Source organism: Streptomyces incanus (assembly GCF_042656345.1).
Taxonomy (GTDB): domain Bacteria; phylum Actinomycetota; class Actinomycetes; order Streptomycetales; family Streptomycetaceae; genus Streptomyces; species Streptomyces incanus.
Genome location: NZ_JBHSPC010000084.1, coordinates 30,546 through 57,535 on the forward strand (window position 1 = coordinate 30,546; position 26,990 = coordinate 57,535).

Genomic DNA, 26,990 nt, shown 5'->3' on the forward strand with positions numbered 1-26,990 from the left:
ATGAGCGCACTCACCGTCGACCACTCCATGGCCAGCAGTCATGAGTGGGACGGCCTCGTCCGGATCTGGGAGGAGACGGACGCTCCCGAGGGCTGCAAGGTGGAGATCATTGAAGGGATCGTCACCGTGGCCCCGCCGCCGTCCAATGCCCACAACGACATCGCCGACCTCGTTCACCGCAGTCTGTATGAGGTCATTCCCAGGGAATGGGGCATCTACCAGACCCTGGGAACGGCGGTTCCGTCGCGCATCGGCCTCTACATCCCTGACCTCGCGGTCGCGCCCAAGCAGGTTCTGCGGGCAGGGCCGGGCAACCACATCCCCGCGGCCGCCGCTGAACTCATCGTCGAGATCACCTCCAGGACCAACGCGGCCAACGACCGGCTCAAGAAGGCTGCCGGTTACGCCCAAGCCGGTGTCCCGCTCTACCTGCTCATCGACGGCTGGGCTCCCGGAGGGCCAACGGTCACGCTGTACGGCGAGCCGCACAGGAATGTCTATCGGGTTCTGGACGCGGGAAAGTTCGGTGACCGGATCCAGCTGCCGGAACCCTTCGGTCTCGCGCTTGACACCAGCGAGTTCCCTGACGCTTGAGTCACCCCAGCACCGCCGCCACCACCACGAGCACCGGTACCGACAGCAGGGTCGACACCAGGATCGCCTCCCGTGCCAGGGTCTCGCCGACGCGGTAGCTGCTCGCGTACGTGAAGAGGTTCTGCGCGGCAGGCAGCGCCGACGTCACCACCACGTCGAGCAGCTGTGCGCCGCGCAGCCCGAACACCCCCACCGCCAGCGCCCAGGCGACCACCGGCTGGCCCACCGACTTCAGCGCCACGGCCAGCAGCACCGTCCCGCGCTCACCGCCCCGCAGGGGCAGGGCGCTGCCGCGCAGCGAGATGCCGAAGGCGAGCAGCACGGCCGGAACCGCCATGTTGCCGATCAGCGTCACCGGGTCCATGACCGGGCCGGGGATCTCGACGCCGCTCGCCGCCACCGCCACCCCCGCCAGTGAGCCCAGCGCCACTGGATTGCGCAGCGGTGTGAGCAGCCGGCGCCACAAGGGCTGCTTCTCCCCGGCGGTCGCCAGATCGAGGATCGTCAGCGCGACGGGGGTGACCATCACGAGCTGGAACAGCAGCACCGGCGCCACCAGCGAGGCGTCACCGAGGACGTACACCGCGATCGGGATGCCCAGGTTGCCGGAGTTGACGTAGCTGGAGCACAGGGCGCCGATGGTGGTGCGGGCCACGCCCCAGCGGCGTACGACACCCACCGCCACGAAGACGCCGGCCACCGCGGCCGTGCTCAGCGCCGTGACCAGGAGCCGGCCGGAGAAGACCAGCGACAGGTCGGCCTCGGCGAGGAGGGTGAACAGCAGGGCCGGCGAGGCCACGTGGAACGCCAGCTTCGTCAGCACGTCGCGGGCCTGCCCGCCGAGGTACCCCCGGCGGCCGATCACATAGCCGACGCCGATGACGACCGCGATCACCGCGAACCCGCTCAGTACCCCCTGCACGACGGCTCCTCGCCGGGGTGGCGAGCACCGGAGGAGGCGGGCGGGGCAGATCTGTGGCGCATACAGGCAACCCTCGGGGGAGGGGCGTGCCCGGGTCAATGTGATCTCCGCGTCGCCCTCCGGGCGCAGGCCTCGCCCACCCGTTCCCACCCGCCCCCGCGCGGGCGTCCGCGCCCTCCGCGCCGCGTCACGGGTCCGCGGGGCCCGCGATGAGTTACGCGCCCGCGCCCGGTCTACCGCTCGTGGATGCCATGACACCCCCTGTACTCGTCCTGCGCGGCCCCGTCACTCCGGACGGGGTGAGCGGGCCGAGCGACGCGCTGCGGGCACTCCTCGACGGTGGCGGGGCCGGCGGGGTGGTCGTCTGCGACGTGGGCGGGCTGGGGCCGCCGGGGCTCGCCGCCGTGAACCTGCTGGCGCGCCTCCAGCTCCTGGCCCGCCGGACCGGGGGCCGGATACGGCTGCGCGACCCCGACCCCGCCCTATGCTCCCTGCTCGACCTCGTCGGTCTCGGCTTCGAGGTGGAGGGGCAGCCCGCACAGCGGGAACCAGCGCCGGGTGTCGAGGAAGCAGTGGAACCCGGTGATCCGGCCGTCTGAGATCTCCAGCACCTGGACCGCCCACGGCGTGAAGCCGCCGCCCTCCGGGTCCGGCTTGTAGTGGGCGAACCCGGGCAGGCCGTTGACCTGGACCGGCAGCAGCCGCGAGCCCGCACAGGAGGCGCCCAGCGTCGTCATGAAGCCCGTGATGTCGTCGGGGCCGGTCAGCCACAGGTCGAACGGCGGCATCGTCATGATGGCGTCCTCGTGCAGCAACGCCGTCAGCGCCGACATGTCGTACCCCTCGAACGCCGCCACATAGCGCTCCAGGAGCTTCTGCTGCTCCTCGTCCAGCGGGTCCGAGACGGACGCGTCGGCCCCCGGCTGCCGCCGCTCCGCGAGCGTCGCCCGCGCTCGCTGCAACGCGCTGTTGACGGACGCGACCGAGGTGCCGAGCAGTTCGGCCACCTCGCTCGCCTTCCAGGCCAGCACCTCGCGCAGCAGCAGCACCGCCCGCTGCTTGGGCGGCAGATGCTGGAGCGCGGCCATGAAGGCGAGCCGCACGGACTCCTTGGCGACCGCCGCCTCCGCCGGGTCGGCGGTCTCGGGCAGCACCCGGGAATCCGGCATCGGCTCCAGCCAGATGTGGTCGGGCCGGAGCGAGAGGGCCGCGCGGGCCAGCGGGGTCGACTCCGTCAGATCCATCGGGCGGGCCCGCTTGTTGCCCGCCGTCAGCATGTCCAGGCAGACATTGGTCGCGATGCGGTACAGCCAGGAGCGCAGACTGGAACGGCCCTCGAACCTGTCGAAACTGCGCCAGGCGCGGACCATCGTGTCCTGCACCGCGTCCTCCGCCTCGAAGGAGGAGCCGAGCATGCGGTAGCAGTACCCGGTCAGCTCGACGCGGTGCGCCTCGAGCCTCGCGTCGAGACCGGTCGTCGTCGCCGTGCCGTTCGTCATCGTCCACCCACCCCTGTGGCCTGTCTGTGGTGCGCCATCGCACCCAGCACTTCGGAAGCTACCGCAGCCCACTGACAGCGGCCCTCCGAGTCGATGAACGCGCAGGTCGGGGAAGCGGGTTCAGCGGGCGGAACGAAAGCTTCCGCCCGCTTCCCGGCCGCCGGCCCCGTCGGGCCGCCTCACGCCGGGGCGAGCCCGCGCCGTTCCACCCGGGCCGCCCGGGTGCCCAGCACCGTGATGGTCACGACGCCGGCCACCGCCGCCAGCCCGACCCCCACCGTCCCGGCCCAGCCGCCCGAGTGGAAGGCGAGCGCACCGACCGTGCTGCCCACGCTGGAGCCGACGTAGTAGGCGGACTGGTACAGCGCCGACGCCTGGGCGCGGCCCTGGGTGGCCGTCCGTCCGACCGCCGAGGACGCGACCGCGTGACCCGCGAAGAAGCCGCCGGTGATCAGTACCAGGCCCAGCAGGATCAGGGGCAGGGAGCCGGCCAGGGACAGCAGCAGGCCCGCCGCGGTGGTGCCGCCCGCCGCGTACAGCGCCCCCCGGCGGCCGAGCCGGCCCACCAGCCGGCCCGCCGCCGACGCCGCCACCGTGCCGACCAGGTACACCAGGAAGATCGAGCCGACGATGCCCTGGGGGAGCGAGAAGGGCGCCTCGGCCAGCCGGTAGCCGATCACGGTGTAGACCCCGCCGAACACCGTCATGAACAGGGCGCCGATGGCGTACAGGCGCCGCAGCAGCGGGTTCGCGAGATGGTTTCGGACCGTGCCGAGCAGTATCCGCGGCCGCAGCGAGCCCGGACGGAAGTGCTTCGGGGCCGGCAGCAGCAGCCGGAACGCCACCGCGCACGCCACCGCGAGCACCCCGATCACGCCGACGGCGACCCGCCAGCCCCACTCCTGCGCCACCCAGCCGGTGATGACCCGGCCGCTCATCCCGCCGACGCTGTTGCCCGCGACGAACAGTCCGATCGCGGTCACCAGGGCCTTCGGCCGGACCTCCTCCGCCAGATACGCGGTCGCCGACGCGGGCACCCCGGCCAGGGCCGCCCCCTGGAGCGCCCGCAGCGCCACCAGGGCGCCCAGCGACGGGGCGAAGGGAACCAGCAGCCCGACGGTCACCGCGACGGCCAGGGAGGCCGTCATGACCGTACGGCGTCCGTACCGCTCCGACAGCGCGCTCATCGGCAGTACGAACACCGCCAGACCGCCGGTGGCCGCCGCCACCGTCCAGCTCGCGTCGCCCGCGCTCACCCCGAGGTCACCGGAGATCAGCGGCAGCAGGGCCTGCGTGGAATACAGCAGCGCGAAGGTCGCCACACCCGCCAGGAACAGGGCGAAGCTCATCCGGCGGAAACCGGGGCCGCCCGGGGACATGCGGGAGTCGGCACCGCCCGGCACGCCCGGCGCGTCCGGGGCGTTCGAGGCACCGGGCACGGTCGGGTGAGGAAAGGAGGGAGAGACCGGGGAGGTGACGGATGCGCGGGCGTCCACGGTGGTGGACGCCTTGGTACTGACGGGAGACATGCATGCGACCGTACGGACGGCTCCACTCATCCGTCCAATGCATGGAATCGTCATAATCGTTCCTATGCAGCATCAGCAGAGGTCGCAGGGTCGGCTGTCACCGTCCAGTGACACAGAAGACATCGTCGCGCTGCTCGCACCGCGCCTCGTCCACTTCGTCGGCGTCGCCCGCACGGAGCATGTCACCCGGGCCGCCCAGGAGATGCAGGTCCCGCAGTCCACGCTCTCCCGGTCCGTCGTCCGCCTCGAACAGGACCTGGGCGTCGACCTGTTCGCCCGTCACGGCCGTACGCTCTCCCTCACCCCCGCCGGCCGCGCCTTCCTCGTCTCCGTCGAGCGGGCCCTCGCCGAGATCGAACGGGCCGCCGACGAAGTGCGCGCCGACGCCGACCCGGCCACCGGCAAGGTCGCCTTCGGGTTCCTGCACACCATGGGCGCGGAGACCGTGCCCGGCCTGCTGCACACCTTCCGCGCCGACCATCCGCGCATCCGCTTCAGCCTCGTCCAGAACCACGGTGACGCCATGCTGGAAGGCCTCCGCGCGGGCGAGCTCGACCTGTGCCTGACCTCCCCGGTCCCGGACGCCCCCGACCTCGTCGCCCGTCGCCTGGACGAGCAGAAGCTGCGCCTGGTCGTCCCCGCCGACCACCGGCTCGCCGGCCGCCGCCGGATCCGCCTGGCCGAGGCCGCCGACGAGACCTTCGTGACCCTGGAACCCGGTTACGGCCTGCGCCGCATCACCGACGCCCTCTGCGCCCAGGCCGGGTTCCGGCCCCGGGTCGCCTTCGAGGGCGAGGAGGCGGAGACCCTGCGGGGCCTGGTCGCGGCCGGACTCGGCGTCGCCCTGCTGCCCCCGCCGGCCGTGCCCCGCCCCGGAGTGGTCGAACTGAACGTCACCTCCCCGCGGGCGGCCCGCGAGATCGGCGTCGCCTGGCTGGCCGAGCGGCCGGACACCCCGCCGGTGACGGCCTTCAAGAAGTTCCTGCTGTCGCGCCGCGACCGCCTGCTCCCGGACTGACCGCCCCTCCCCGGGCGTACGGCCGCCGGAACGCCGGAACGCCGGAACGCCGGAACGCCGGAACGCCGGCCGCCGGAACGCCGGCCGCCGGAACGCCGGCCGCCGGAACGCCGGCCGCCGGAACGCCGGCCGCCGGAACGCCGGCCGCCGGAACGCCGGCCGCCGGAACGCCGGTCCCCGTAATGCCAGCCGCCGTATTGCCGGTCGCCGGAACGTCGGCCGCCGTATTGCCGGTCCCCGTCGTCAGTCGCCGGAACGGCGGTCGCCGTAACACCGGCCGCCGTACGGCGTCGCCTATCGACGTAACGACGAACCGAACCCCGAGGCCAGCGGCATCCGCAGGCCCAGCGGCGGAGGTGCCGCCAGGGCGTCTCGCAGCGGACGCGAGAGCGCCCGTCCGAAGAGCGTCCCCATCACGAAGTCCTCGCACAGGGCAAGGACTTCGTCCCGGTACTGGCGCAATCCGTGCCCGTCGGCGTGCACTTCGAAGCGGCAGACGTTCCGGTTCGCCTTCTTCGCCCGCGCCGCCAGCCGGAAGGACAACTCGGGGTCGGTGCGTGTGTCGTGCGTGCCGTGCACGATCAGCACCTGCCGTCCGGTCAACTGCTTCACCGGTTCGGGGGGCGCGGGCGCATCCTCCCCGGGCAGCCAGGGGGCCAGCGCCAGCACGGAGGCGACGGCCTCGTGGCCGCCCGCGTGCAGGGCCGCCCGGCCGCCCATGCCGGGGCCGGCCAGGCACACGGGAACATCCCCGTAGCGCCGCACGGTCTCGTCGACGGCCCAGGTGGCGTCCCGCGCGAGGTGCGCTTCACTGCCGTTCCAGCCCCGGTAGCGGTAGTGGACGACATGGACGGCGAGTCCCTCGGCCCGGCCCGCGCGGCCGAGACGGCGCCCCAGCGCGTGTACGGAGGCGGTCGCCACCAGGGGGGACGGCCTGCGGCTGGAGACCGGATCGCCGCCGGGCAGCAGCAGCACCACGCCGCCCACCGCCCGCGGCTCCGGGCCGAGCGCCCTCCCCAGCCGTGCCCCGCGAACCGGCGTCGCTTGCTGTGCCATGGCAGAACAGTGTCAGAAGCAACGGTGTACGAGACCCTGTCGTGCGGTCACCGTTGGGTATCGGCATATTCGCACGCCGAGTGATCTACGCGCGTAGGAGTTAGAGTGCGGAGATGACGAGCCAGAGCACTGCGAACACCCCGGCCGCGGACCAGATCCGCCGGGCACCCAAGGTTCTGCTGCACGACCATCTCGACGGCGGCCTGCGCCCCGGCACCGTCGTCGACCTGGCCCGCGAGGCCGGATACTCCCTGCTCCCAGAGACCGACCCGGACAAGCTCGGTCTCTGGTTCCGGGAGGCCGCCGACTCCGGTTCCCTGGAACGCTATCTGGAGACGTTCTCGCACACCGTCGGCGTCATGCAGACCCGGGACGCCCTGGTGCGGGTCGCCGCCGAGTGCGCCGAGGACCTGGCCGCGGACGGTGTCGTCTACGCCGAGGTGCGCTATGCGCCCGAGCAGCACCTCGAGGGCGGGCTGACCCTCGAAGAGGTCGTCGAGGCGGTCGACGAGGGCTTCCGCGAAGGGGAGCGGCGGGCCAGGGAGGACGGCCACCGCATCCGTGTCGGCGCGCTGCTCACCGCCATGCGGCACGCGGCCCGCGCCCTGGAGATCGCCGAACTCGCCAACCGGTACCGGGACCTGGGCGTCGTCGGCTTCGACATCGCGGGCGCCGAGGCCGGTTACCCTCCTACCCGGCACCTCGACGCCTTCGAGTACCTCAAGCGCGAGAACAACCACTTCACGATCCATGCCGGTGAGGCCTTCGGGCTGCCGTCCATCTGGCAGGCCCTCCAGTGGTGCGGTGCCGACCGGCTCGGGCACGGGGTGCGCATCATCGACGACATCCAGGTGCGCGACGACGGCACCGTCGAGCTCGGCCGGCTCGCCTCCTACGTCCGGGACAAGCGCATCCCGCTGGAGCTGTGCCCCAGCTCCAACCTCCAGACCGGGGCGGCGGCCTCGTACGCCGAGCACCCCATCGGCCTGCTGCGCCGACTGCACTTCCGGGCCACGGTGAACACCGACAACCGGCTCATGTCGCACACGAGCATGAGCCGGGAATTCGAGCACCTGGTCGAGGCGTTCGGCTACACGCTCGACGACATACAGTGGTTCTCCGTCAATGCGATGAAATCGGCGTTCATTCCTTTCGATGAAAGGCTCGCCATGATCAATGACGTCATCAAGCCCGGTTACGCCGAGCTGAAATCCGAATGGCTGTTCCGACAGACCGCCTCCACCAGCGGTTCTGTCGCCTCGGAGGGATGAGCGGGAGAATTTCGGGCATCGGGAATGCGGGCGGCCTTCACCATTCATCCGCATTCCGGTGTTTGCGGCCGGTGGTTCCGTCTGATTACGGTCGCCGGACCGCTCACATCCCCGTATCCCATGTCGAGGAAACATCTTCATGAAGCAGTCTGCTGCCAAGACCCTCGGTGTCGCCGCGCTCGGCGCCGCCTTCGCCGCCGCCGGTGCGGGTGCCGCCACCGCCGCCCCGGCTGCCCTTCCGGCGCTGGACACCGCCACCCAGACCCTTCCGGCGGAGAAGCTCTCCGGCGTGCTGCCGGAAGCGGGGCAGGCGGTGGAGACCGGACAGCAGTTCGCCGGCGGCCCGACGCAGCCGGTCGCCGGTCTGCTCGGCGGCCTGCCGCTGCAGGGCTCCGTCAACGGCCTCCCCGTCGGCTGACGTTCGCAGGAGCGTCCTGCCCCGGGCCTGCCCCCGGCGGACCTGCGACCGATGGGGCGCCCCCGGACCGGGGGCGCCCCATCGGCGTGCTCACGGGGAGGGTGCGGGCCTCACCAGGCGCTCGTTCGGACCTCGTCCTCCGACGGGAACAGGATCCACAGCGCTATGTAGAGCAGGAACTGCGGACCGGGGAGCAGGCACGAGGCCAGGAAGAGGACTCGCATCGTGGTCGCGGAGGTACCGAAGCGGCGGGCCAGCGCGGCGCACACGCCGCCGATCACGCGGTTGTCGGTGGGGCGGGCGAGGCGGGACATCGTGAACTCCTTCGTGGTCGTGCTGCCGAGTGACCCACGGGTGCCGGGGGTCCGGGGCTGTTCCGGTCGGCTTCCGTGCGGTTGTTCCTGTGCACTCCACGTTACGGAGACGAAGGGGGCAAAGCATCACTCCAGGGGGCGACCCCGACCCTGGCAATCGTCGGGGTCCGACCCTGAACCGGCTCCTCCCGGCGGACCTCGGCCCCGGCACGGTGCAGGGCCCGGCGGCGCAGCCAGGCGCGGCCCGCCGGCACCAGGGCGGCATGCGCGAGGGCCGCGCCCAGGGTGTTCAGCATCAGTGCGTCGACGTCCACGACCCGGCCCGGCACCCCGGTCTGCAGCATCTCGATGCCCAGCGACAGCAGCGCCGCCGCGGTCATGGTGCGGATCAGCGAACCCATCGGTGAGACGGTCAGCCTGCCCCCCGTCATCGGCAGCAGCACACCGAGCGGCGCGAACAGCGCCAGCCCCTCGGCGATCCGGCGGGCCCCCGTTGCCCAGCCCAGCGCGAAGTCCGCCCGGATGCCGTGAAAGGGGCGCAGGTTGGAGGGCACCACCCAGGGGACGTTCAGAGGGCGCAGCGTGCACCAGGCGACGAACACGAGATAGGCGGCCAGGAGGAGACCTCCTGTCACACGGACACGGAACGCGGCGGTGCCGCCGACGGGGCCTTGACGCTGCACGAACCCCTAGACGCGGCCCCCGGCGGGATCGGTTCCGCGAGGGACCCCGCCGGTCGGGTGAGGCATGCGCCACAGTGCCGTGCGCAGGCCGTGTACGCGCCCGGGAGCGTGCCCGACGCGCACGGGAGCCTCACCCGTCGGCGACCGCCGTGGACGGTGGCTCCGTGCTGCCCGGACGGGCCCGGACCTCGTCCGTGCACCGGTAGCGGCGCGCCCGCTCGTCCTCCTGGCCGCCCAGGGTCACCGAGCCGTCGCCCTCGGCCGCGGTCGAGTCGGAGAACGTGCAGACGATCTGTGCGAGCGCGTAGGAGGTCAGGCTTTCCGGCGGGACGCTCAGACGCAGCGCGTCCTGAGGGTCGCCGGGCCGCGGACCGCTCACGGTCATCCCGCCCCGTACGTTCGTGGTGTACCCGGCCTCCTTCTCGGCGGGCGTCGGCGGCGCCGAGAGCCGGTCCAGCAGCCCTTGCGCCACCTGGGCGCGCCGCTGTCCGGAGTCCGCCGCCCCGTCCGGCACCTGTACCGTCCGGTCGACGGCCACCAGGGACGAGCCGCAGAGCAGGAACACCTGCGCCGGCAGGCCCTGCGCGGGCGGTGAGGCCCCGTCCGCCTCGGCCTGCGAGCAGCGCACCCGGGAGGGCGCCGGACCGAAGTCGGTCGGCACCTCGGTGGCCCGGATCCCGCACCCGGCGAGCAGCACACCGAGCGCGGTGACGCCGAGCAGCCCGGGGAAGCGGCCCACGCGCATCGGTCGTATGCGCATCGGCCGTATGTGCATCGGTCGTATGTTCATCGGGCGTATGTTCATCGGGCGTCCCCCTCGGCGTTCTCACGCCGGTTGCCGCCCTTGCCGCCGCCGGCCTTCCCGGAGGTGCCGCCCGTGCGCTCCCGCGCGTCCTCTGTGCCCTCGGTGTCTTCCTCCATCAGCGCGGAGATGTCGCGCGGCAGCCGCAGTGTGAACACCGCGCCGCCCCCGGGGGCGTTGGCCGCGGTGATCTCGCCGCCGTGTGCATGGGCGTTCTCCATGGCGATGGACAGGCCGAGCCCGCTGCCCTCGGAACGCGGCCGGGAGGCGCTGGCCTTGTAGAAGCGGTCGAAGACATGCGGCAGGACGTCCTCGGGGATGCCCGGCCCCTGGTCCCGCACCTCGATGGTCACCGTGCCTCCGCCTCCGCCTCCGGTGCCGGTCCCGGAGTCCGCCCCATCGTCTGTGACGTCGCCCGCTCCTGCCTCGGCGCCGCCCGCGCCGCCCGAGCGGCCGTCTCCGTCCCCGCCCTCGTCCCCGCTCTCCTCCCGCACCGACACCCGTACCGGCGAGCCGCCGTGTTTGAGCGCGTTGCCGATGAGGTTGGCGAGGATCACGTCCAGCCGGCGCGGGTCGATCCGGGCGTGGATGCCGCGCTCCGCGTCCAGTTCGACCGCGTCCAGCCAGGCACGGGCGTCGATGCAGGCGGTGATCTGGTCGGCGATGTCGACGTCGTCGAGGACGAGACGGGCGGTGCCCGCGTCGAAGCGGGTGACCTCCATCAGGTTCTCGACCAGGTCGCCCAGCCGCCGCGTCTCACTGACCACGATCCGTACGGCGGGCTCGATCATCGGGTCGATGCCGCCACCCTCGAACTCCAGCTCCTCCTCGAGGACTTCCGTCACGGCAGTGATCGCGGTCAGCGGGGTGCGCAGCTCATGGCTCATGTCCGCGACGAACCGGCGGGACGCCTCGTCCCGGGCGGCCATGTCGTCCACCCGTTTCTCCAGCGCCTCGGCCGCCTTGTTGAACGTCCTTGACAGGTCGGCCAGTTCGTCCGTGCCCGACACCCGCAGCCGGGTGTCCAGCTTGCCCTCGCCGAGCCGCCGGGCGGCCACTCCGAGCCGCTGCACCGGCTTCAGCACGGTCGTCGCCAGGGCCTGCGCCAACAGTGCGGAGCCGATCAGTGCGAGCCCGGTGGCGATCCCCAGCGACCAGGCGAGCGAGTTGAGGTCCTTGGCCTCCGGTTCCAGTGACTTGAGCATGAAACCGGTCGGCCCGCCGCCGATCGTCCGGGTGCCCGCCACCAGATAGGGGGTGTTGCCGTCGACGATCCGCTGCCAGTACAGGTGGTACGCGTATTTGTTGGTCGAGGTGATCTCCTGCCGTTCGTTCACCGCCTCGCGCAGCGAGACCGGCACGTCCTGCAGCGAGAAGCCGCTCAACCCGCCCGAACTGCCGTACACGGTACGGTCCTGGGGGTCCTCGGCGATCAGCAGCACCGAGAACCGCTGGCTGCTGTTGGCCATCTGGACCGCGGTGTACTGCAGTTCCTCCTGCGTCGGCCGCTCGGGCAGCGCACCCGCCCGGTTCTGCATCTCCTGCTCGAAGTCGCCCAGGAGCGCGTCCTGGGTGCGGGTGAGTACCGCCTCGCGGTTCAGCCAGTACGCGATGCCCGACGCGGACACCGCGGCGGTGAGCGCGACCAGCCCGAACACGACGACGAGCCGCAGCCGCAGACTGGTGAAGCGCAGCCGTGACCAGATGCCCTTGCGCGCCGCGGACCAGCCGCGGGACCCTTTTGGGTGCTCCTGTGGCACGTGGTGCTTCTGTGTCACGGAAACCTCCGGGGACGCCCCCGGCTGCGGCCGGGGAAGGGATCGGGCTCCTGCGGAGCAGGGCAAGGAACAGGGTTTCGCCCCAAAGGAGAAAAACCGCCTGCACGGTCGGACAGGGCGACCGCCGTGCGGTGCGAGAGCCCGGCACGCGCACCTTCTGTGCCGACGTGCGATCGGGCAGGTTCCGTCCCGGCCGGCGCCGAGAGCGTCGGGCTCGTTCGCTCGCTGAGCGGATGAGCTGCTTGAGCCAGGAATCCCTCTGCTTCGGCCGGGGGAGGGTTCAATGAGGCGGATCCAGTCGGTAGCCGACACCGCGCACGGTACGGATCAAGGTCGGGGACGACGGTACGTCCTCGACCTTGGCGCGCAGCCGCTGGACGCAGGCGTCCACGAGCCGCGAGTCGCCCAGGTAGTCGTGCTCCCACACCAGCCGCAGCAACTGCTGCCGGGACAGCGCCTGGCCCGGACGCCGGCTCAGTTCGAGCAGCAGGCGCAGCTCGGTCGGCGTCAGCTGCAGGTCCTCGCCGTTCTTCGTCACGGTCATCGCCGAGCGGTCGATGACCAGGCTGCCGAAGCTCGCCGAGTCGCTGGACTCCCGCTCCCCGCGGCGCAGTACCGCCCGGATCCGGGCGTCCAGCACCCTGCCCTGCACGGGTTTGACCACGTAGTCGTCGGCGCCGGACTCCAGGCCGACCACGACGTCGATGTCGTCGTTGCGCGCGGTCAGCAGAATGATCGGCAACTGGTCGGTGCGCCGGATGCGCCGGCACACCTCGAATCCGTCGATGCCGGGCAGCATCACGTCCAGCACGATCAGATCCGGCCGCTGCTCGCGCAGCAGCTTCAGACCGTCCTCACCGCTGGCAGCGGTCGCCACGCGGTGACCCTGGCGCGTCAGTGAGAGCTCCAGGGCCGTGCGGATGGCGTCGTCGTCCTCGATCAGCAACAGGGAAGGCACAGCCTCATTCTGGCCCATGGAGGGCTCCCTGTTCGACCCGTGGGGGCAGATGCCCGGTGGGACCGGATAAGAGCGGCTACGTGCACCGACGCCGGTGAAGAAGGTGTGTGCGACGGCGGCTCCGCGCCACGGACGGCTCCTGTGACAGGCCTGTGACAGTCGGCGGACACGGTGATGAAGTCGCCCCGGCAAGCTTTTGGTCATCAGCAGGACAGCAGGGCAGTAAGCGGCACGGCAAGACGAACACACCGGAAGTCCACGACGGGGGACGCGAGATGAACACGCTGCACGGCACCAGCAACAGCGCAGTCGTCACGCGTCTGCACGACGTGCACCGAGGTGGCGAGAAGGCCGGTGCCGCGACCAAACGGGGGTGCGGTCGCGGCACCGGGCGTCACACCGGCTTCATGACGGTGATCGACGCGCCCACGGGGGGCACGGGGAACACGGGGGAAACACACGGGGGAAGCGCGTACGGGGAGGAGCAGGGGGAGCGCCGTTCGCTGTCGGAGGTGGAGTTCACCACCTACGTCCAGGAGCGACGCGCCTCCCTGTACGCGACCGCCTATCACCTGACCGGCGACCGCTTCGAGGCCGAGGACCTGCTGCAGAGCGCCCTGTTCTCGACCTACCGGGCGTGGGACCGGATCAGTGACAAGGCCGCGGTCGGCGGATACCTCCGCCGCACCATGACCAACCTGCACATCAGCGCGTGGCGTCGCCGCAAGCTGAACGAATACCCGACCGAGGAACTGCCGGAGACGGTGGGCGACACGGACGCGATGCGCGGCACCGAGCTGCGCGCGGTCCTGTGGCAGGCGCTGGCCCGGTTGCCCGAGCTCCAGCGCACCATGCTGGTCCTGCGCTACTACGAGGGCCGTACGGACCCGGAGATCGCGGACATCCTCGGCATCAGTGTCGGCACGGTGAAGTCGAGCATCTGGCGGTCGCTGCGCCGGCTGCGCGACGACGAGGTCCTCAACTTCGGCCGTGACGAGGAGGACGCCTTCGGCGAGTTGGTCGCCTGAAGGTACGGGGGGAGTACGGGGGAACCGGGGAACCGAGGGGATCGGGGGATCTCAGAGGGGAGCCGGGGCAAGTAACGGGGGACGCGGGGACGTCGGGGGACGTCGCCGCGGAGTGGGGAGCCACAAGGGATCCGGGGGTCCCGAGGGGGCAAGGGGATGCGGGGGGAGCGAAAAGGGGGAACGAGGGGGACAACGGGGGGAGTACAAGGGAGCGGGGCTGGAAGGGCCGGGGGGCCCTTCCAGCCCCGCTCCTGTGGGTGCGGTGGGTTGTGTCGGCGCGGTGCCGGCTACGACTGTGCGGGCGTACGCGTCGTACGCGTCGTGCCCATCGTGCGGGTATCGGCTCCGGCCGGACCGGTGCCGCCCCGCGCGGTCGCCAGGCGGGTCAGCGCCTCGTCGCGATCGCAGGCGTGCGCGCCGAGCGCGGTCTGGCGGGCGACGATCGACCGCTCCAGCCGCATCAGCCGCCAGCCGCGGCGCAGCAGGAACGGCACGGACTTGCGGCCTTCCCTGAGGTCCCGCAGGAAGCGGCGGCGGAAGGTCTTCACCGGCCCCCGGCTCAGGCACAGCGCGTCGGCCAGGAGGCCCAGCTCGCCGCAGCGCGCGACGATCTCCGCGGCGAAGACGCCCTCCGCGATGAACAGCGGGGCAGCGCCGAAGTCCACGTGCGACGCGCCCGTACGGGCGCTCAGGCCGATGTCGTAGACGGGCACATCAGTGCGACCCGTACGGCACAGCCGGTCGATCGCGGTGACGGCGGCGTCCGCGTCCCAGGAACCGGGGTGGTCCCAGTCGATGTCGGAACTGCCCGCAACAAGGGGAAGTGACGGGTCGTCGCCCTCCTTGTAGAAGTCGTCGAGCCGCAGCACGGGCAGGCCGGAGCGGGCCGAGAGGAGGGACTTGCCGGAGCCGGAGGGGCCGCAGAGCAGCACGACACGCGCGGAGAAGGGCGACTGGGAACTCACGGGACACCAGTCTGAGGCATCGAACGGGTGTCGTACGACCGTGCGGGTCCGCTTTGAGGCGCGTACCACATCTCGACTACGCTTCGCGTCGATCCGATTACTCAGCGGGAGTGATCGGCGAAGGCGAGAGGTGGCAGCAGCGATGGCCCGACACGCAGTACCCGGGAAGCCGACCGCCCGGCGCGCCCTGGCCGCCCTGGCGACCGCGGGGGTGGCCCTGGGGGTGAGCGCGACGGCGGCGGCGGCGGACTCTCAGGCGCCCCAGGGCCGTCCCGCGTCGCTCGGCGCCGTCGCCCCGCAGACCGGCGTGCAGCCCCTGACGGGCACGGTCGGCCATGTCGCGGGCCCGGTCTCCGGTCTGAAGCCCAACCCGCTGGCGGGCACGGGCGTCGACCCGCTCGACAACGGCGTCGGCACCCAGGTCGCCGACTTCAAGCCGGTGGACTCCCGCGCGGTGACCGACCCGGTGGCCCAGGCGGAGTCGATCGACGCCATTCCGGTCGCCGGGCAGGCGACGGGAATGCTGGCCGGCTGAGCCGAGGCATCCGCAGAACGCCCCGAGAGGTATCCGTCGGATGTTCCGTGAAATATCCGGCGGACAGGCGGACGTGCGGAGAGCCGCGCCCCTTCCGGACGGAGGACGCGGCTCTCCGGGCTGCGGCGGCCCCCGTCAGTAGGCGGAGCCCGAGGCGCCCAGGGAACCCGTCGGGTGCCAGACCGTCTTGGTCTCCAGGAACGCCGTCATGCGGTCGGTGCCCGGTGTCGTCGCCCAGTCGTCCACAGGCTGTGGACGCAGGACGCGCTTGAGGTTGTCGGCCGCGGCGATCTCCAGTTCCTTCGCGAGCGCCTCGTCGGCGCCCGCGAGGTCGATCGCGTTGACGTCCTGGTGCGCGGCCAGCGGCGCGGCGATCTCCGCCGTACGGCCGGACAGGATGTTGACCACACCGCCGGGCACGTCGGAGGTGGCCAGGACCTCGCCGAGCGAGAGCGCCGGGAGCGGGGCCTTCTCCGAGGCGATGACGACCGCGGTGTTGCCGGTCGCGATCACCGGGGCGAGAACCGAGACCAGGCCCAGGAAGGACGACTCCTGGGGTGCCAGGACGGCGACCACGCCGGTCGGCTCGGGGGAGGACAGGTTGAAGAACGGGCCGGCGACCGGGTTCCCGCCGCCGACGATCTGGGCGATCTTGTCCGTCCAGCCCGCGTACCAGACCCAGCGGTCGACCGCCGCGTCCACCTGCGCCGCGGCCTTCGCCTTCGACAGGCCCTCCGCGTCGGCGACCTCCGCGGCAAACTGCTCCCGGCGGCCCTCCAGCATCTCCGCGACGCGGTAGAGGACCTGACCGCGGTTGTACGCCGTCGCCCCGGCCCAGCCGCCGAACGCCTTGCGGGCGGCGACCACCGCGTCCCGGGCGTCCTTGCGGGACGACAGCGGGGCGTTCGCCAGCCAGTCGCCGCTGCCCGCCGTGTCAGCGGCTGATGTCCCTGTGGTCACCTCGTACACCCGGCCGCTCTCGGAACGCGGGAACTTCCCGCCGACGTACAGCTTGTAGGTCTTGAAGACGCTCAGCCGCCGCTGCTCGGTGCCGTCGGCCGGGCCCGCGGTGCCGGTCTTCACGTTCGTGCCGGTCTTCTCAGACATCGAGGTACGCCTCCAGGCCGTGGCGGCCGCCCTCGCGGCCGAATCCCGACTCCTTGTAGCCGCCGAACGGCGAGGTGGGGTCGAACTTGTTGAACGTGTTGGACCAGACGACACCCGCGCGGAGCTTGTTCGCCACGGCCAGGATGCGGGAGCCCTTCTCCGTCCAGATGCCCGCCGACAGGCCGTACGGCGTGTTGTTGGCCTTGGCGACGGCCTCGTCCGGGGTGCGGAAGGTGAGCACCGACAGCACCGGGCCGAAGATCTCGTCCCGCGCGACGGTGTGCGCCTGGGTGACGCCCGTGAACAGCGTCGGCGCGAACCAGTAGCCACTCTCCGGGAGTTCGCAGGCCGGCGACCAGCGCTCGGCGCCCTCCGCCTCGCCCTGTTCGACGAGCGAGGTGATCCGCGCGAGCTGCTCCTCGGAGTTGATCGCGCCGATGTCGGTGTTCTTGTCCAGGGGGTCGCCCAGGCGCAGGGTGGAGAGCCTGCGCTTGAGGGAGTCGAGCAGCTCGTCGTGGATCGACTCCTGGACCAGCAGGCGGGAGCCCGCGCAGCAGACCTGGCCCTGGTTGAAGAAGATGCCGTTCACGATGCCCTCGACGGCCTGGTCGATCGGGGCGTCGTCGAAGACGATGTTGGCGCCCTTGCCGCCGAGTTCGAGCGTGACCTTCTTGCGGGTCCCGGCGACGGTCCGCGCGATCTGCTTGCCGACCGCCGTGGAGCCGGTGAAGGCGACCTTGTTCACGTCCGGGTGGGCGACCAGCGCGGCGCCCGCGTCGCCGTATCCGGGAAGGATGTTGACGACGCCCCGGGGCAGGCCCGCCTGGCGGCAGACGTCCGCGAAGAAGAGGGCGGAGAGGGGGGTGGTCTCGGCCGGCTTGAGGACGACCGTGTTGCCGGTCGCGAGCGCCGGGGCGATCTTCCACGCGAGCATGAGCAGGGGGAAGTTCCAGGGGATGACCTGGCCGGCCACGCCCAGGGGGCGCGGGTTCGCCCCGTAGCCGGCGTGCTCGAGCTTGTCGGCCCAGCCCGCGTAGTAGAAGAAGTGCGCGGCGACCAGGGGCAGGTCGGCGTCCCGCGTCTCCCTGATCGGCTTGCCGTTGTCCAGCGTCTCCAGGACGGCCAGCTCGCGGCTGCGCTCCTGGATGATCCGGGCGATGCGGAACAGGTACTTGGCCCGCTCGGCGCCGGGCAGCGCCGACCAGGTCGCGAAGGCCTTCCCGGCCGCCTGCACCGCACGGTCCACATCCGCCTCACCGGCCTGCGCGACCTCGGAGAGGACCTCCTCGGTGGCGGGGCTGACGGTCTTGAAGACCCGGCCGTCGGCCGCCTCGGTGAACTCGCCGTCGATGAACAGGCCGTAGGACGGGGCGATGTCGACGACCGCGCGGGACTCGGGCGCCGGGGCGTATGCGAACGCGGACGACTTCTTCGGTGCGGCGGGCGCGGCGGGCGCGGCGTGCACGGTGGCGGCGACGGTCCCGCCGGCCTCGGCGGCCGACGCGACCGCTGCCTGCCTGGTCTTCTTGTTCTTCTTGCTCATGGTGATCAGTCCACCGTCACGTAGTCGGGGCCGGAGTAGCGGCCGGTGGCCAGCTTCTGGCGCTGCATCAGCAGGTCGTTCAGAAGGGAGGAGGCGCCGAAGCGGAACCAGTGGTTGTCCAGCCAGTCCTCGCCGACGGTCTCGTTGACCAGGACGAGGAACTTGATCGCGTCCTTGGTGGTGCGGATGCCGCCGGCCGGCTTCACACCGACCTGGATCCCGGTCTGCGCACGGAAGTCGCGGACCGCCTCCAGCATCAGGAGCGTGTTCGCGGGCGTGGCGTTCACCGCCACCTTGCCGGTGGAGGTCTTGATGAAGTCCGCGCCGGCCAGCATGCCGAGCCAGCTCGCCCGGCGGATGTTGTCGTACGTCGACAGCTCGCCCGTCTCGAAGATGACCTTCAGCCGGGCGCTCGCCCCGCAGGCCTCCTTCACGGCGGTGATCTCGTCGAACACCTTCCGGTAGTTCCCCGCGAGGAACGCGCCGCGGTCGATGACCATGTCGATCTCGTCGGCACCGGCGGCGACGGCCTCCCGGACGTCGGCCAGCTTGACGGTGAGCGGGGCGCGGCCGGCCGGGAAGGCGGTCGCCACGGAGGCGACCTTGACCGTGGAGCCGGCGACGGCCTCCTTGGCCGTGGCCACCATGTCGGGGTAGACGCAGACCGCGGCCGTGGCGGGCGCCGTACGGTCGGACGGGTCGGGGCGGACCGCCTTCGCGCCGAGCGCCCGGACCTTGCCCGGGGTGTCCGCGCCTTCCAGCGTCGTCAGGTCGACCATCGAGATGGCGAGGTCGATGGCGTAGGCCTTCGCGGTCGTCTTGATCGAGCGGGTGCCGAGCGAGGCGGCACGCGCCTCCAGACCGACCGCGTCGACGCCGGGCAGCCCGTGCAGGAAGCGGCGCAGCGTGCTGTCGGACGCGGTCACGTCGCTCAGCGCGGCGGGGACACCGACCCGCTCGGGTGCCGGCGAGGGCTGGGGGGAGGAGGGTGCAGTGGAGGACATGGTCACCAGCCGAGCATATCTACGCGCGTAGCGGCTGTACAGCCCTCCGGGTCGTTCAGGAACAGGGGCGGGGCCCGGCCCGGCGCCGTGGGCGGGTTCGGCGGACCCGGGGCACGAGTCCGCCGACCGTGACACGCTCCGGGACCGGGTCACGGTCGCGGCCGGAGCACCCGGCTCCGGCGGTACGGGCTCGCGGAGCCCGGAACGCCGGGCCGAATCGACCAGCGGCATCAGGACCCCGCCCAGCCCCGCCCACCGCCTGCCCGTGCGGGTGCGGGCGTCGGGCAGAATCGGGGGCATGACGACCCCCGAGCCTCAACCGTCCGACCGGGAGCCCGCCGCGCCTGCCCAGTCCACCGAGCCTGCCCAGTCCACCGGTTCCGCCCCCTCCTCCGGACCGTCGGAGCCTTCGGCGGCGTCGGAGTCCCCGGCGGCTTCAGGGGCGTCGGAGGGACCGGCGGGCCAGGCGGGGACGGTGGGCCGGGCGGCCTCGGAACCCAAGTACGCCGACCGGGTCTACCGGTCGACCTCGGGGTTCGTCGGCGGCGCGCTGATCCTCGGCCTCGCCTGCTGGCTCGGTGTCGACGCCGTGCTCGTCGGCGAGGGCGACACCCCATGGCTGGCGCTCGCCGCGCTGCTGTTCCTCGTGCCCCTGGTGGCCGCCTACACGCTGGTCCCCGCGGTGTACGCCAACGAGGACCGGCTGCGCGTCCGCAACCCCTTCCGCACGATCACGCTGCCCTGGGGACGGGTGGCCTCACTGCGCTCCGGCTACACCAACGAGGTCTTCTCCGACGACGGCACCAAATACCAGCTCTGGGCCCTGCCCGTGTCGCTGCGGGCCCGCAAGCGGGCGTCGCGGCGGGAGCTGCGGGCCGAGACCTCCCCGGGCGGGGGCGCGGTCCGGAGCGGGGGCTCCGCCCCGGGCACCCCGGACCGGCCGACCGGTGTCGAACGGGCGCGGACCGACCAGTCGATGGACGAACTGCGCGAACTGCGCGAGCGCCGAGGGGGCGAGGCGGGCGCGCAGGGCGAGGTGAGCGTGCGGTGGTCCTACGAGATCCTCGCCCCGTCGCTGGCCGGCGCCGTGCTGCTGGCGGTCCTGCTGGGGCTCCGCTGAGGGACCCCGGCCCACTGAAGGGCGGTACGACAGGGGGCTGCCGATCCGGCAGCCCCCTGTCGTGCTGTCCCGCGTGCTTCCCCATGTGCCCTCCGGCGCGGGGTCCCCGCGCCGGTCGCCCGGACGGGTCGCTCAGATGCCGGCTGCCGCCTTCAGGTCCCGCTTGATCGCGGCCAGCAGGGCCGCCGCCTCGGTGCGGGCCGAGGGAAGATCGCCCCGCGCGGTGACCGGGACGACGACCTCCAGGTAGCACTTCAGCTTGGGCTCCGTACCGCTCGGGCGGACGATGACGCGGGCGCCCCGGAGGGTGTAGCGCAGGCCGTCGGTGGGCGGCAGGGCGTCCGTGCCCCGGGTCAGGTCCTCGGCCTCGGTGACCGGCAGGCCGGCCAGTTCGGCCGGGGGGTTCTCACGCAGCCGGCGCATCGCGTCCGCGATGAGTGACAGGTCCTCGACGCGGACGGACAACTGGTCGGTGGCGTGCAGGCCGTGGGCCACGGCGAGGTCGTCGAGGAGGTCCAGGAGGGTACGGCCCTCCTCCTTCAGCTCGGAGGCCAGCTCGGCGAGGAGCAGGGCGGCCGTGATGCCGTCCTTGTCGCGTACGCCGTCCGGGTCGACGCAGTAGCCCAGCGCCTCCTCGTAGCCGTAGCGCAGGCCCTCGACCCTGGCGATCCACTTGAAGCCGGTCAGCGTCTCCTCGTGCGGCAGCCCCGCCTGCTCGGCGATGCGGGCGAGGAGGGCCGACGAGACGATCGACTCGGCGAACGTGCCGGTCGCCCCGCGGCGGACCAGATGGGCGGCGAGCAGTGCCCCCACCTCGTCGCCGCGCAGCATGCGCCAGCCTCCGTCACCGTCGCCGCCCCCCTCGGTGTCCTTGACGGCCGCGGCGCAGCGGTCGGCGTCCGGGTCGTTGGCGATGACCAGGTCCGGCTCCGCCTCGCGGGCCGTCGCGAAGGCCAGGTCCATCGCCCCGGGCTCCTCCGGGTTGGGGAACGCGACGGTGGGGAAGTCCGGGTCGGGTTCGGCCTGCTCGGCGACCAGGACCGGCTCGGGGAAACCGGCCCGCGCGAAGGCGGCGAGCAGGACGTCCTTGCCGACGCCGTGCATCGCCGTGTAGACCGTGCGGGCGGTACGGGGGGAGCCCTTGGCCAGGATTGCGTCCGTGCGGGCGAGGTAGGCGTCCAGGACGGAGTCGTCCAGGGTCTCCCAGCCGGCGTCGGGGCGGGGTACGTCGTTCAGGGACCCGACGGCCGCGATCTCGGAGGCGATCTCCGTGTCGGCCGGGGGGACGATCTGGGAGCCGTCGCCGAGGTACACCTTGTAGCCGTTGTCGCGGGGCGGGTTGTGACTGGCGGTGACCTCGACCCCGGCGACCGCGCCGAGGTGCCGTATGGCGAAGGCGAGCACCGGGGTGGGCAGGGGCCGGGGCAGGACGGCGGCCCGGAGCCCGGCGCCCGTCATGACGGCGGCGGTGTCGCGGGCGAAGTCCGCCGACTTGTGGCGGGCGTCGTAGCCGATCACGACGAGGCCGCCGGTCTGCCCCTGCCTCTTGAGGTACGCGGCGAGGCCGGCGGCCGCGCGGATGACGACGGCGCGGTTCATACGCATCGGGCCGGCGCCCAGCTCGCCGCGGAGGCCCGCGGTGCCGAACTGGAGGGTGCCGCTGAAACGGGCGGCGAGTTCGGTGACGTCGTCGGCGTCGAGGAGCGCCGCGAGTTCCGCGCGGGTCTCGGGGTCGGGGTCCTCGGCGAGCCAGGTACGGGCGCGAGTGGTCAGGTCGTCGTGCACGTGTCGGTCAGCCTCTCGAATGGTTCGGTGCGTCGTCCCACCCCGCGAAGGGGTCCCGGGGAGAGGGCCCGGCGCGGGTCCTGATGCTGCTGGTCGATTCGGCCCGGCGTTCCGGGCTCCGCGAGCCCGTACCGCCGGAGCCGGGTGCTCCGGCCGCGACCGTGACACGGTCCCGGAGCGTGTCACGGTCGGCGGACTCGTGCCCCGGGTCCGCCGGATTCGCCCACGGCGTCGGGTCCTGTGGGGTCCCGGGAAGGGGTCCTGCTCGAGGGGTCCTGTGAAGGGTTCTCCTACAGGCGGCCCAGGACCTGGGTCAGGAGGGTGCCCATCCGGGTGGCCGAGTCGCGGCCCGCCTGGAGGACCTCCTCGTGGTTGAGGGGCTCACCGGTCATGCCGGCGGCGAGGTTGGTGACCAGGGAGATGCCGAGCACCTCCGCACCCGCCTCCCGCGCCGCGATGGCCTCGAGCACCGTCGACATGCCCACCAGGTCCGCCCCGATCACCCGCGCCATGCGGATCTCCGCCGGGGTCTCGTAGTGCGGGCCGGGGAACTGGGCGTAGACGCCCTCCTCCAGGCTCGCGTCGATCTCCTTGCACAGGGCCCGCAGACGCGGGGAGTACAGGTCGGTGAGGTCGACGAAGTTGGCGCCGACGATGGGGGAGGTGGCCGTGAGGTTGATGTGGTCGCTGATCAGGACCGGCTGGCCGGGGCGCATGCCCGCGCGCAGACCGCCGCAGCCGTTGGTCAGGACGACCGTCTTGGCGCCGGCGGCGACGGCGGTGCGGACGCCGTGCGCGACGGAGGCCACGCCGCGGCCCTCGTAGTAGTGGGTGCGGCCCAGGAAGACCAGGGCGCGCTTGGTGCCGACGCGGTAGGACCGGATCGTGCCTCCGTGGCCCTCGACCGCGGGCGGCGGGAAACCGGGCAGCTCGGTGACCGGGAACTCGGCGTCGGGGGCACCGAGGGCGTCCACGGCCGGTGCCCAGCCGGAGCCCATCACGAGGGCGACGTCGTGGGTCTCGGCGCCCGTGAGCTCACGCAGGCGCGCGGCTGCGGCGTCGGCTGCGGCGTGGGGGTCGCCCTGGATGTCGTCCGGAAGAAGAGAAGCGTTCACGCGGATGAGAGTAGCCGGTGTTCGCCTACGCGCGTAGATGCTGTAGCTCACGGGCTCGCGATCGTTGTCCTGTCGTTTCCGACGAAGAACGGACCGACTGCGGCGCGCGGCTCCGGCGCGCGGCTTCCTGCGGTGGCTTCGGATGGCGTCCCGCCGGGTGGTGCGGCCGGTCAGGGCGCCGGAATCCGCGGGTCGGGGACGGCGGCTCCGCCGGACCGGGCGTTCGACCCGTCCCAGCGGGGCGCCTCGTGGACCGCCGTCCCTTGGGAGGCCGGCAGGGGCCTCGTACCGGAACGCGTCACGCCTGATCCCCCGCGCCACGACGCGGGACACGACCCGGCCTCGTACGGCGGTTTCGTACGGGCGGGTTCCTGCGGGCTGGTGCGCGAAGCTGCTCCGTGTGAGCGCCTGTGCTCAGCAGGGACGCTTGCGCAGTTCCATCACGTAGTCGTGGGGCGCGCCCGCGGATTCCGCCGCGTCGGCGACCTGGCCCAGGTAGCGGGCCGAGGGCAGGCCGCCCTCGTAGGCGTTCAGGACGTAGGTCCAGGCGGATTCCTCGCCGTCCAGGGTGTGCACGCGGACGCGGGTGCGCCGGTAGATGTCCAGGCCCGTGCCCTCCCAGCGGTCCATGGACTCCTCGTCCATGGGGGCGATGTCGTACAGCGCGACGAAGACCTGTGCGAAGTGGTCCTCGACGATCGTCGCGAGCGCCCCGGTCCCGCTCTCGGTCCCGTTCCCGATCCCGGCCCCGATTCGTGTCCCGGTCCCGTCCTCGGCCGACAGGCCGCCGTCCGGTCCGCCCGGCCAGGGCAGACCCCAGTTCTCGCCCCCGAAGGTCAGCCGCCACCCGTTCAGCCAGCCGGTGGCGCGCAGCGGCGAATGCGGGGCGCGGCGGGACATCAGCCGCGCGTCGAGGTTGCCGGCGTACGCGGCGTAGAGCGACATGGTGGAGAGCGTACGGCAGCCGTACCGCGGACCACTCCGGTAACAGGGGAGCCACGGCCGGACCCCGGGGCGGTCGCACGGTGGAGGGTGCGGGACAATGGAGTACGTGACTCGGATCGTGATCATCGGTGGCGGACCCGGCGGATACGAAGCGGCGCTGGTCGCCGCTCAGCTCGGCGCGGAGGTGACCGTCGTCGACTCGGACGGCCTGGGCGGGGCGTCGGTCCTCACCGACTGCGTGCCGTCCAAGACCCTGATCGCCACGGCCGAGGTGATGACCACCTTCGACTCCTCCTACGAGGAGCTGGGCATCATCGTCGCCGACGACACCCCGCACATCGAGCAGGCCGCCCGGGTGGTGGGCGTGGACCTGGGCAAGGTGAACCGCCGCGTGAAGCGGCTGGCCCTGGCCCAGTCGCACGACATCACCGCGTCCGTGACGCGGGCCGGCGCCCGGGTGCTGCGCGGCCGCGGACGGCTCGAGGGCATGCAGGCCCTGGACGGATCGCGCAAGATCGTCGTTTGGGCCGCCGACGGGACCGAGGAGACGCTGATCGCCGACGCGGTGCTCATCGCCACCGGCGGCCACCCGCGTGAGCTGCCCGACGCCCGGCCCGACGGCGAGCGCATCCTGAACTGGACCCAGGTGTACGACCTGAACGAGCTCCCCGAGGAGCTCATCGTGGTCGGTTCCGGTGTGACCGGCGCCGAGTTCGCCGGTGCGTACCAGGCGCTGGGCTCGAAGGTCACGCTCGTGTCGTCGCGCGACCGGGTGCTGCCGGGCGAGGACCCGGACGCCGCCGTGGTGCTGGAGGACGTCTTCCGCCGCCGCGGCATGAACGTCATGGCGCGCTCGCGCGCCCAGTCCGTGAAGAGGGTCGGGGACCGGGTGGAGGTGACGCTCGCGGACGGGCGGGTCATCACCGGGTCGCACTGCCTGATGGCGGTGGGCGCCGTCCCGAACTCCGCGGGCATGGGGCTCGAGGAGGCCGGGGTCAGGCTGCGCGACTCGGGGCACATCTGGACCGACCGGGTCTCCCGCACCAGCGCCCCCGGCGTGTACGCGGCCGGTGACGTCACCGGGGTCTTCGCGCTGGCGTCGGTGGCGGCGATGCAGGGGCGCATCGCCATGTACCACTTCCTGGGCGACACGGTCGCTCCGCTGAACCTGAAGACCGTCTCGTCGAACGTGTTCACCGACCCCGAGATCGCCACCGTCGGCTACACCCAGGCCGACGTCGACGCGGGGAAGATCGACGCGCGGGTCGTGAAGCTGCCGCTGCTGCGCAACCCCCGCGCGAAGATGCAGGGCATCCGCGACGGATTCGTCAAGATCTTCTGCCGGCCGGGTACCGAGATCGTGGTGGGCGGCGTCGTGGTCGCACCGCGTGCCTCGGAGCTGATCCATCCCATCTCGCTCGCGGTCGACAACAACCTGACGGTCGAGCAGATCGCGAACGCCTTCACCGTGTACCCCTCGCTGTCGGGTTCGATCGCCGAAGTGGCACGGCAGTTGCACACGCGGAAGATGACCGGGGAAGCCTGACGGAGTCGAGCCCGGCTCCCCACCGGCGCCCACCGACTCGCCGTCAACTCCCTGTTGGTCACAGGGAGTTGCGGAGTGCTTACGTGGCATGAGCGGCGCAACCAGGCCATCACTTGGCGCTTATACCACTTGACGGTCGGGCGTACGAACAACTTCCGCTATTCAGCGCAAAGTGCTGAAAGCAGACGGTCGCTGGAGTTACTGTCAGTTTCGTGTTCGCTGCAGAACGTCGCCAATTGATCCTCGAAATGGTGCGAGCGAACGGGGCCGTGTCGCTCCGTGAACTCGCCCGCGTCGTCCAGACCTCCGAAGTGACCGTACGGCGGGACGTGCGCGCGCTGGAGGCAGAAGGACTCCTCGACCGCCGGCACGGCGGTGCGGTACTGCCGGGTGGTTTCACGCGAGAGTCCGGCTTCCCGCAGAAGTCCCATCTCGCGACCGCCGAGAAGACCGCCATCGCCGACCTCGCCGCGAGTTTCGTGGAGGAGGGCGAGGCCGTCGTGGTCGGTGCGGGCACCACCACGCAGGAGCTGGCCCGCCGGCTGGCCCGGGTGCCCGGGCTGACCGTCGTCACCAACTCCCTGCTCGTGGCCCAGGCGTTGGCGCACGCCAACCGGGTCGAGGTCGTGATGACCGGCGGTACGCTGCGCGGTTCGAACTACGCCCTCGTCGGCAGCGGTGCCGAACAGTCCCTCCAGGGGTTGCGGGTGTCCAGGGCCTTCCTCTCCGGCAGTGGGCTGACCGCCGAGCGTGGGCTGTCCACCTCCAACATGCTGTCGGCCTCCGTCGACCGGGCGCTGGTGCAGGCCGCCGCGGAGGTGGTGGTCCTCGCCGACCACGGCAAGCTCGGCATGGACACCATGTTCCAGACCGTGCCCACGGACCTCATCACCCGCCTGGTGACGGACGAGCCGCCCGCGCACGACGACCGCGCGGGCACCGAGTTGCAGGCACTCGCCGACCAGGGCGTCCAGATCGCCGTGGCCGGAGCACCGGGAGGTACCGCGGGCCCGGGGGGTGACGGGGCCCCGGCACGCCAGCAGCAGCGCCGGGACGTGCCGCTGCCGGGGCCCCGTCGACAGGGTCCGGGGCTGCGGTCGGCGGTGGGCCTGGGTGCGGCCGAACAGGCCCAGAGCACGGAGCGGGCACGGGTCGCGGATCTGCGCAGGCGGTGAGTGGGCGATGGCTACGGCCTACGCCCGGCACGGACGGGTGCCCCGCACCGTCCCGGGTGTAGGCCGTAGCCCACATCCGCATGCCGGAACTCCGCCCCCGCGCAGGCGCACCGGCCACCGGGGTCACCGGCCATCGGCGTCACCGCCACCGGCCACCGGGGTTACCGGCCACCGGCTTCACCGGCCACCGGCTTCACCGGCCACCGGCTTCACCGGCCACCGGCTTCACCGGCCACCGGCTTCACCGGCCACCGGCTTCACCGGCCACCGGCTTCACCGG

Annotated in this window: 26 protein-coding genes and 1 pseudogene; 11 read left to right on the plus strand and 16 right to left on the minus strand. The window is 72.2% G+C overall.

The genetic code is table 11. The features are described 5' to 3' along the window. Positions 1 to 594: a Uma2 family endonuclease gene (locus ACFP2V_RS25535; protein ID WP_381217039.1), complete on the plus strand. Its 594-nt coding sequence runs from the start codon at positions 1 to 3 to the stop codon at positions 592 to 594. Position 595: 1 nt separating this feature from the next. On the opposite strand, the gene ACFP2V_RS25540 is transcribed toward ACFP2V_RS25535, so the two are convergent. Further along, positions 596 to 1,516, minus strand: a complete 921-nt coding sequence (locus ACFP2V_RS25540; RefSeq protein WP_381217042.1) for an AEC family transporter — start codon at positions 1,514 to 1,516, stop codon at positions 596 to 598. A 209-nt stretch (positions 1,517 to 1,725) separates the two neighbouring features. On the opposite strand from ACFP2V_RS25540, the gene ACFP2V_RS25545 reads away from it, so the two are divergent. Beyond that, on the plus strand, positions 1,726 to 2,115 hold the full coding sequence (locus ACFP2V_RS25545) for an STAS domain-containing protein (protein ID WP_381217046.1): 390 nt from the start codon (positions 1,726 to 1,728) through the stop codon (positions 2,113 to 2,115). Here ACFP2V_RS25545 and ACFP2V_RS25550 read toward each other — a convergent pair. Next, complete coding sequence (locus ACFP2V_RS25550; RefSeq protein ID WP_381217049.1) at positions 1,999 to 3,015, minus strand: sigma-70 family RNA polymerase sigma factor; 1,017 nt, start codon at positions 3,013 to 3,015, stop codon at positions 1,999 to 2,001. The genes ACFP2V_RS25545 and ACFP2V_RS25550 overlap by 117 nt on opposite strands. Before the next feature lie 179 nt (positions 3,016 to 3,194). After that, positions 3,195 to 4,544 (minus strand): MFS transporter, encoded by a 1,350-nt coding sequence (locus ACFP2V_RS25555; RefSeq protein ID WP_381217052.1) that lies wholly within the window; start codon positions 4,542 to 4,544, stop codon positions 3,195 to 3,197. Positions 4,545 to 4,608: 64 nt separating this feature from the next. Between ACFP2V_RS25555 and ACFP2V_RS25560 the strand changes: the two genes are divergently transcribed. Both ACFP2V_RS25560 and ACFP2V_RS25565 read left to right on the plus strand, forming a co-directional pair. Further along, entirely contained in the window at positions 4,609 to 5,562 is a 954-nt protein-coding gene (locus ACFP2V_RS25560; RefSeq protein ID WP_381217055.1) for a LysR family transcriptional regulator, read from the plus strand. A gap of 73 nt (positions 5,563 to 5,635) precedes the next feature. Beyond that, positions 5,636 to 5,833 (plus strand): annotated as a pseudogene (locus ACFP2V_RS25565) (hypothetical protein); the annotation flags it as partial. Positions 5,834 to 5,856: 23 nt separating this feature from the next. Here the strand turns inward: ACFP2V_RS25565 and ACFP2V_RS25570 are convergent. After that, the gene (locus ACFP2V_RS25570) at positions 5,857 to 6,618 is read right to left on the minus strand and encodes a prolyl oligopeptidase family serine peptidase (RefSeq protein ID WP_381217058.1); all 762 of its coding nucleotides are present in this window, start codon (positions 6,616 to 6,618) and stop codon (positions 5,857 to 5,859) included. A 113-nt stretch (positions 6,619 to 6,731) separates the two neighbouring features. On the opposite strand from ACFP2V_RS25570, the gene ACFP2V_RS25575 reads away from it, so the two are divergent. Both ACFP2V_RS25575 and ACFP2V_RS25580 read left to right on the plus strand, forming a co-directional pair. After that, positions 6,732 to 7,889 (plus strand): adenosine deaminase, encoded by a 1,158-nt coding sequence (locus ACFP2V_RS25575; protein WP_381217060.1) that lies wholly within the window; start codon positions 6,732 to 6,734, stop codon positions 7,887 to 7,889. Positions 7,890 to 8,028: 139 nt separating this feature from the next. Then, positions 8,029 to 8,307, plus strand: a complete 279-nt coding sequence (locus tag ACFP2V_RS25580; protein ID WP_381217063.1) for an ATP-binding protein — start codon at positions 8,029 to 8,031, stop codon at positions 8,305 to 8,307. Between the two features lie 110 nt (positions 8,308 to 8,417). On the opposite strand, the gene ACFP2V_RS25585 is transcribed toward ACFP2V_RS25580, so the two are convergent. The 5 genes from ACFP2V_RS25585 to afsQ1 form a co-directional block, all read right to left on the minus strand. Continuing rightward, positions 8,418 to 8,621 carry a PspC domain-containing protein gene (locus tag ACFP2V_RS25585; protein ID WP_381217066.1) on the minus strand — a complete coding sequence of 68 codons (204 nt, stop codon included), beginning with the start codon at positions 8,619 to 8,621 and terminating at the stop codon, positions 8,418 to 8,420. Between the two features lie 101 nt (positions 8,622 to 8,722). Continuing rightward, complete coding sequence (locus ACFP2V_RS25590; RefSeq protein ID WP_381217069.1) at positions 8,723 to 9,304, minus strand: VanZ family protein; 582 nt, start codon at positions 9,302 to 9,304, stop codon at positions 8,723 to 8,725. Between the two features lie 130 nt (positions 9,305 to 9,434). Next, entirely contained in the window at positions 9,435 to 10,049 is a 615-nt protein-coding gene (locus ACFP2V_RS25595; RefSeq protein WP_381217115.1) for a hypothetical protein, read from the minus strand. Between the two features lie 56 nt (positions 10,050 to 10,105). Continuing rightward, the gene (locus tag ACFP2V_RS25600; RefSeq protein WP_381217118.1) at positions 10,106 to 11,866 is read right to left on the minus strand and encodes an ATP-binding protein; all 1,761 of its coding nucleotides are present in this window, start codon (positions 11,864 to 11,866) and stop codon (positions 10,106 to 10,108) included. Positions 11,867 to 12,164: 298 nt separating this feature from the next. Beyond that, positions 12,165 to 12,842 (minus strand): two-component system response regulator AfsQ1, encoded by a 678-nt coding sequence (gene afsQ1 / locus ACFP2V_RS25605; protein ID WP_381217121.1) that lies wholly within the window; start codon positions 12,840 to 12,842, stop codon positions 12,165 to 12,167. 275 nt (positions 12,843 to 13,117) lie between these two features. Between afsQ1 and ACFP2V_RS25610 the strand changes: the two genes are divergently transcribed. Beyond that, positions 13,118 to 13,870, plus strand: coding sequence for a SigE family RNA polymerase sigma factor (locus ACFP2V_RS25610; protein WP_381217071.1), 753 nt, complete (start codon positions 13,118 to 13,120; stop codon positions 13,868 to 13,870). A 287-nt stretch (positions 13,871 to 14,157) separates the two neighbouring features. Here the strand turns inward: ACFP2V_RS25610 and ACFP2V_RS25615 are convergent, their stop codons facing one another. Beyond that, positions 14,158 to 14,835, minus strand: a complete 678-nt coding sequence (locus ACFP2V_RS25615; protein WP_381217074.1) for a uridine kinase — start codon at positions 14,833 to 14,835, stop codon at positions 14,158 to 14,160. Positions 14,836 to 14,977: 142 nt separating this feature from the next. Between ACFP2V_RS25615 and ACFP2V_RS25620 the strand changes: the two genes are divergently transcribed. Then, a complete protein-coding gene (locus ACFP2V_RS25620; RefSeq protein ID WP_381217077.1) occupies positions 14,978 to 15,370 on the plus strand; it encodes a hypothetical protein in 393 nt (130 codons plus the stop codon). 135 nt (positions 15,371 to 15,505) lie between these two features. Here ACFP2V_RS25620 and ACFP2V_RS25625 read toward each other — a convergent pair whose 3' ends face one another. Genes ACFP2V_RS25625 through deoC form a run of 3 tightly spaced genes read right to left on the minus strand, consistent with a single transcriptional unit; the run spans position 15,506 to position 19,024 of the window. Continuing rightward, complete coding sequence (locus tag ACFP2V_RS25625) at positions 15,506 to 16,477, minus strand: aldehyde dehydrogenase family protein (RefSeq protein ID WP_381217080.1); 972 nt, start codon at positions 16,475 to 16,477, stop codon at positions 15,506 to 15,508. After that, positions 16,470 to 18,020, minus strand: a complete 1,551-nt coding sequence (locus ACFP2V_RS25630) for an aldehyde dehydrogenase family protein (protein ID WP_381217083.1) — start codon at positions 18,018 to 18,020, stop codon at positions 16,470 to 16,472. Before ACFP2V_RS25630 ends, ACFP2V_RS25625 begins: the two co-directional genes overlap by 8 nt. 5 nt (positions 18,021 to 18,025) lie before the next feature. Then, positions 18,026 to 19,024: a deoxyribose-phosphate aldolase gene (gene deoC, locus ACFP2V_RS25635; protein ID WP_381217086.1), complete on the minus strand. Its 999-nt coding sequence runs from the start codon at positions 19,022 to 19,024 to the stop codon at positions 18,026 to 18,028. Between the two features lie 298 nt (positions 19,025 to 19,322). Between deoC and ACFP2V_RS25640 the strand changes: the two genes are divergently transcribed. Continuing rightward, a complete protein-coding gene (locus tag ACFP2V_RS25640; RefSeq protein WP_381217089.1) occupies positions 19,323 to 20,144 on the plus strand; it encodes a PH domain-containing protein in 822 nt (273 codons plus the stop codon). Between the two features lie 132 nt (positions 20,145 to 20,276). Here ACFP2V_RS25640 and ACFP2V_RS25645 read toward each other — a convergent pair whose 3' ends face one another. The 3 genes from ACFP2V_RS25645 to ACFP2V_RS25655 form a co-directional block, all read right to left on the minus strand. Next, positions 20,277 to 21,929: a phospho-sugar mutase gene (locus tag ACFP2V_RS25645; RefSeq protein ID WP_381217092.1), complete on the minus strand. Its 1,653-nt coding sequence runs from the start codon at positions 21,927 to 21,929 to the stop codon at positions 20,277 to 20,279. A 290-nt stretch (positions 21,930 to 22,219) separates the two neighbouring features. Further along, on the minus strand, positions 22,220 to 23,044 hold the full coding sequence (locus ACFP2V_RS25650) for a purine-nucleoside phosphorylase (RefSeq protein WP_381217095.1): 825 nt from the start codon (positions 23,042 to 23,044) through the stop codon (positions 22,220 to 22,222). 414 nt (positions 23,045 to 23,458) lie between these two features. Next, positions 23,459 to 23,989: a gamma-glutamylcyclotransferase family protein gene (locus ACFP2V_RS25655; RefSeq protein WP_381217098.1), complete on the minus strand. Its 531-nt coding sequence runs from the start codon at positions 23,987 to 23,989 to the stop codon at positions 23,459 to 23,461. Positions 23,990 to 24,086: 97 nt separating this feature from the next. Between ACFP2V_RS25655 and ACFP2V_RS25660 the strand changes: the two genes are divergently transcribed. Continuing rightward, positions 24,087 to 25,535 carry an NAD(P)H-quinone dehydrogenase gene (locus ACFP2V_RS25660; protein ID WP_381217100.1) on the plus strand — a complete coding sequence of 483 codons (1,449 nt, stop codon included), beginning with the start codon at positions 24,087 to 24,089 and terminating at the stop codon, positions 25,533 to 25,535. Positions 25,536 to 25,747: 212 nt separating this feature from the next. Continuing rightward, a complete protein-coding gene (locus ACFP2V_RS25665) occupies positions 25,748 to 26,710 on the plus strand; it encodes a DeoR/GlpR family DNA-binding transcription regulator (protein ID WP_381217103.1) in 963 nt (320 codons plus the stop codon). The last annotated feature ends 280 nt before the right edge of the window (positions 26,711 to 26,990 follow it).

Excerpts from the sequence above, each read along its gene's own strand:
- ACFP2V_RS25535 (WP_381217039.1), top strand. The coding sequence starts at position 1 with ATGAGCGCACTCACCGTCGACCACTCCATGGCCAGCAGTCATGAGTGG.
- ACFP2V_RS25545 (WP_381217046.1), top strand. The coding sequence starts at position 1,726 with ATGAGTTACGCGCCCGCGCCCGGTCTACCGCTCGTGGATGCCATGACA.
- ACFP2V_RS25550 (WP_381217049.1), bottom strand. The coding sequence starts at position 3,015 with ATGACGAACGGCACGGCGACGACGACCGGTCTCGACGCGAGGCTCGAG.
- ACFP2V_RS25555 (WP_381217052.1), bottom strand. The coding sequence starts at position 4,544 with ATGTCTCCCGTCAGTACCAAGGCGTCCACCACCGTGGACGCCCGCGCA.
- ACFP2V_RS25560 (WP_381217055.1), top strand. The coding sequence starts at position 4,609 with ATGCAGCATCAGCAGAGGTCGCAGGGTCGGCTGTCACCGTCCAGTGAC.
- ACFP2V_RS25570 (WP_381217058.1), bottom strand. The coding sequence starts at position 6,618 with ATGGCACAGCAAGCGACGCCGGTTCGCGGGGCACGGCTGGGGAGGGCG.
- ACFP2V_RS25575 (WP_381217060.1), top strand. The coding sequence starts at position 6,732 with ATGACGAGCCAGAGCACTGCGAACACCCCGGCCGCGGACCAGATCCGC.
- ACFP2V_RS25580 (WP_381217063.1), top strand. The coding sequence starts at position 8,029 with ATGAAGCAGTCTGCTGCCAAGACCCTCGGTGTCGCCGCGCTCGGCGCC.
- ACFP2V_RS25585 (WP_381217066.1), bottom strand. The coding sequence starts at position 8,621 with ATGTCCCGCCTCGCCCGCCCCACCGACAACCGCGTGATCGGCGGCGTG.
- ACFP2V_RS25595 (WP_381217115.1), bottom strand. The coding sequence starts at position 10,049 with ATGCGCGTGGGCCGCTTCCCCGGGCTGCTCGGCGTCACCGCGCTCGGT.
- ACFP2V_RS25610 (WP_381217071.1), top strand. The coding sequence starts at position 13,118 with ATGAACACGCTGCACGGCACCAGCAACAGCGCAGTCGTCACGCGTCTG.
- ACFP2V_RS25620 (WP_381217077.1), top strand. The coding sequence starts at position 14,978 with ATGGCCCGACACGCAGTACCCGGGAAGCCGACCGCCCGGCGCGCCCTG.
- ACFP2V_RS25625 (WP_381217080.1), bottom strand. The coding sequence starts at position 16,477 with ATGTCTGAGAAGACCGGCACGAACGTGAAGACCGGCACCGCGGGCCCG.
- ACFP2V_RS25630 (WP_381217083.1), bottom strand. The coding sequence starts at position 18,020 with ATGAGCAAGAAGAACAAGAAGACCAGGCAGGCAGCGGTCGCGTCGGCC.
- deoC (WP_381217086.1), bottom strand. The coding sequence starts at position 19,024 with ATGTCCTCCACTGCACCCTCCTCCCCCCAGCCCTCGCCGGCACCCGAG.
- ACFP2V_RS25640 (WP_381217089.1), top strand. The coding sequence starts at position 19,323 with ATGACGACCCCCGAGCCTCAACCGTCCGACCGGGAGCCCGCCGCGCCT.
- ACFP2V_RS25655 (WP_381217098.1), bottom strand. The coding sequence starts at position 23,989 with ATGTCGCTCTACGCCGCGTACGCCGGCAACCTCGACGCGCGGCTGATG.
- ACFP2V_RS25660 (WP_381217100.1), top strand. The coding sequence starts at position 24,087 with ATGGAGTACGTGACTCGGATCGTGATCATCGGTGGCGGACCCGGCGGA.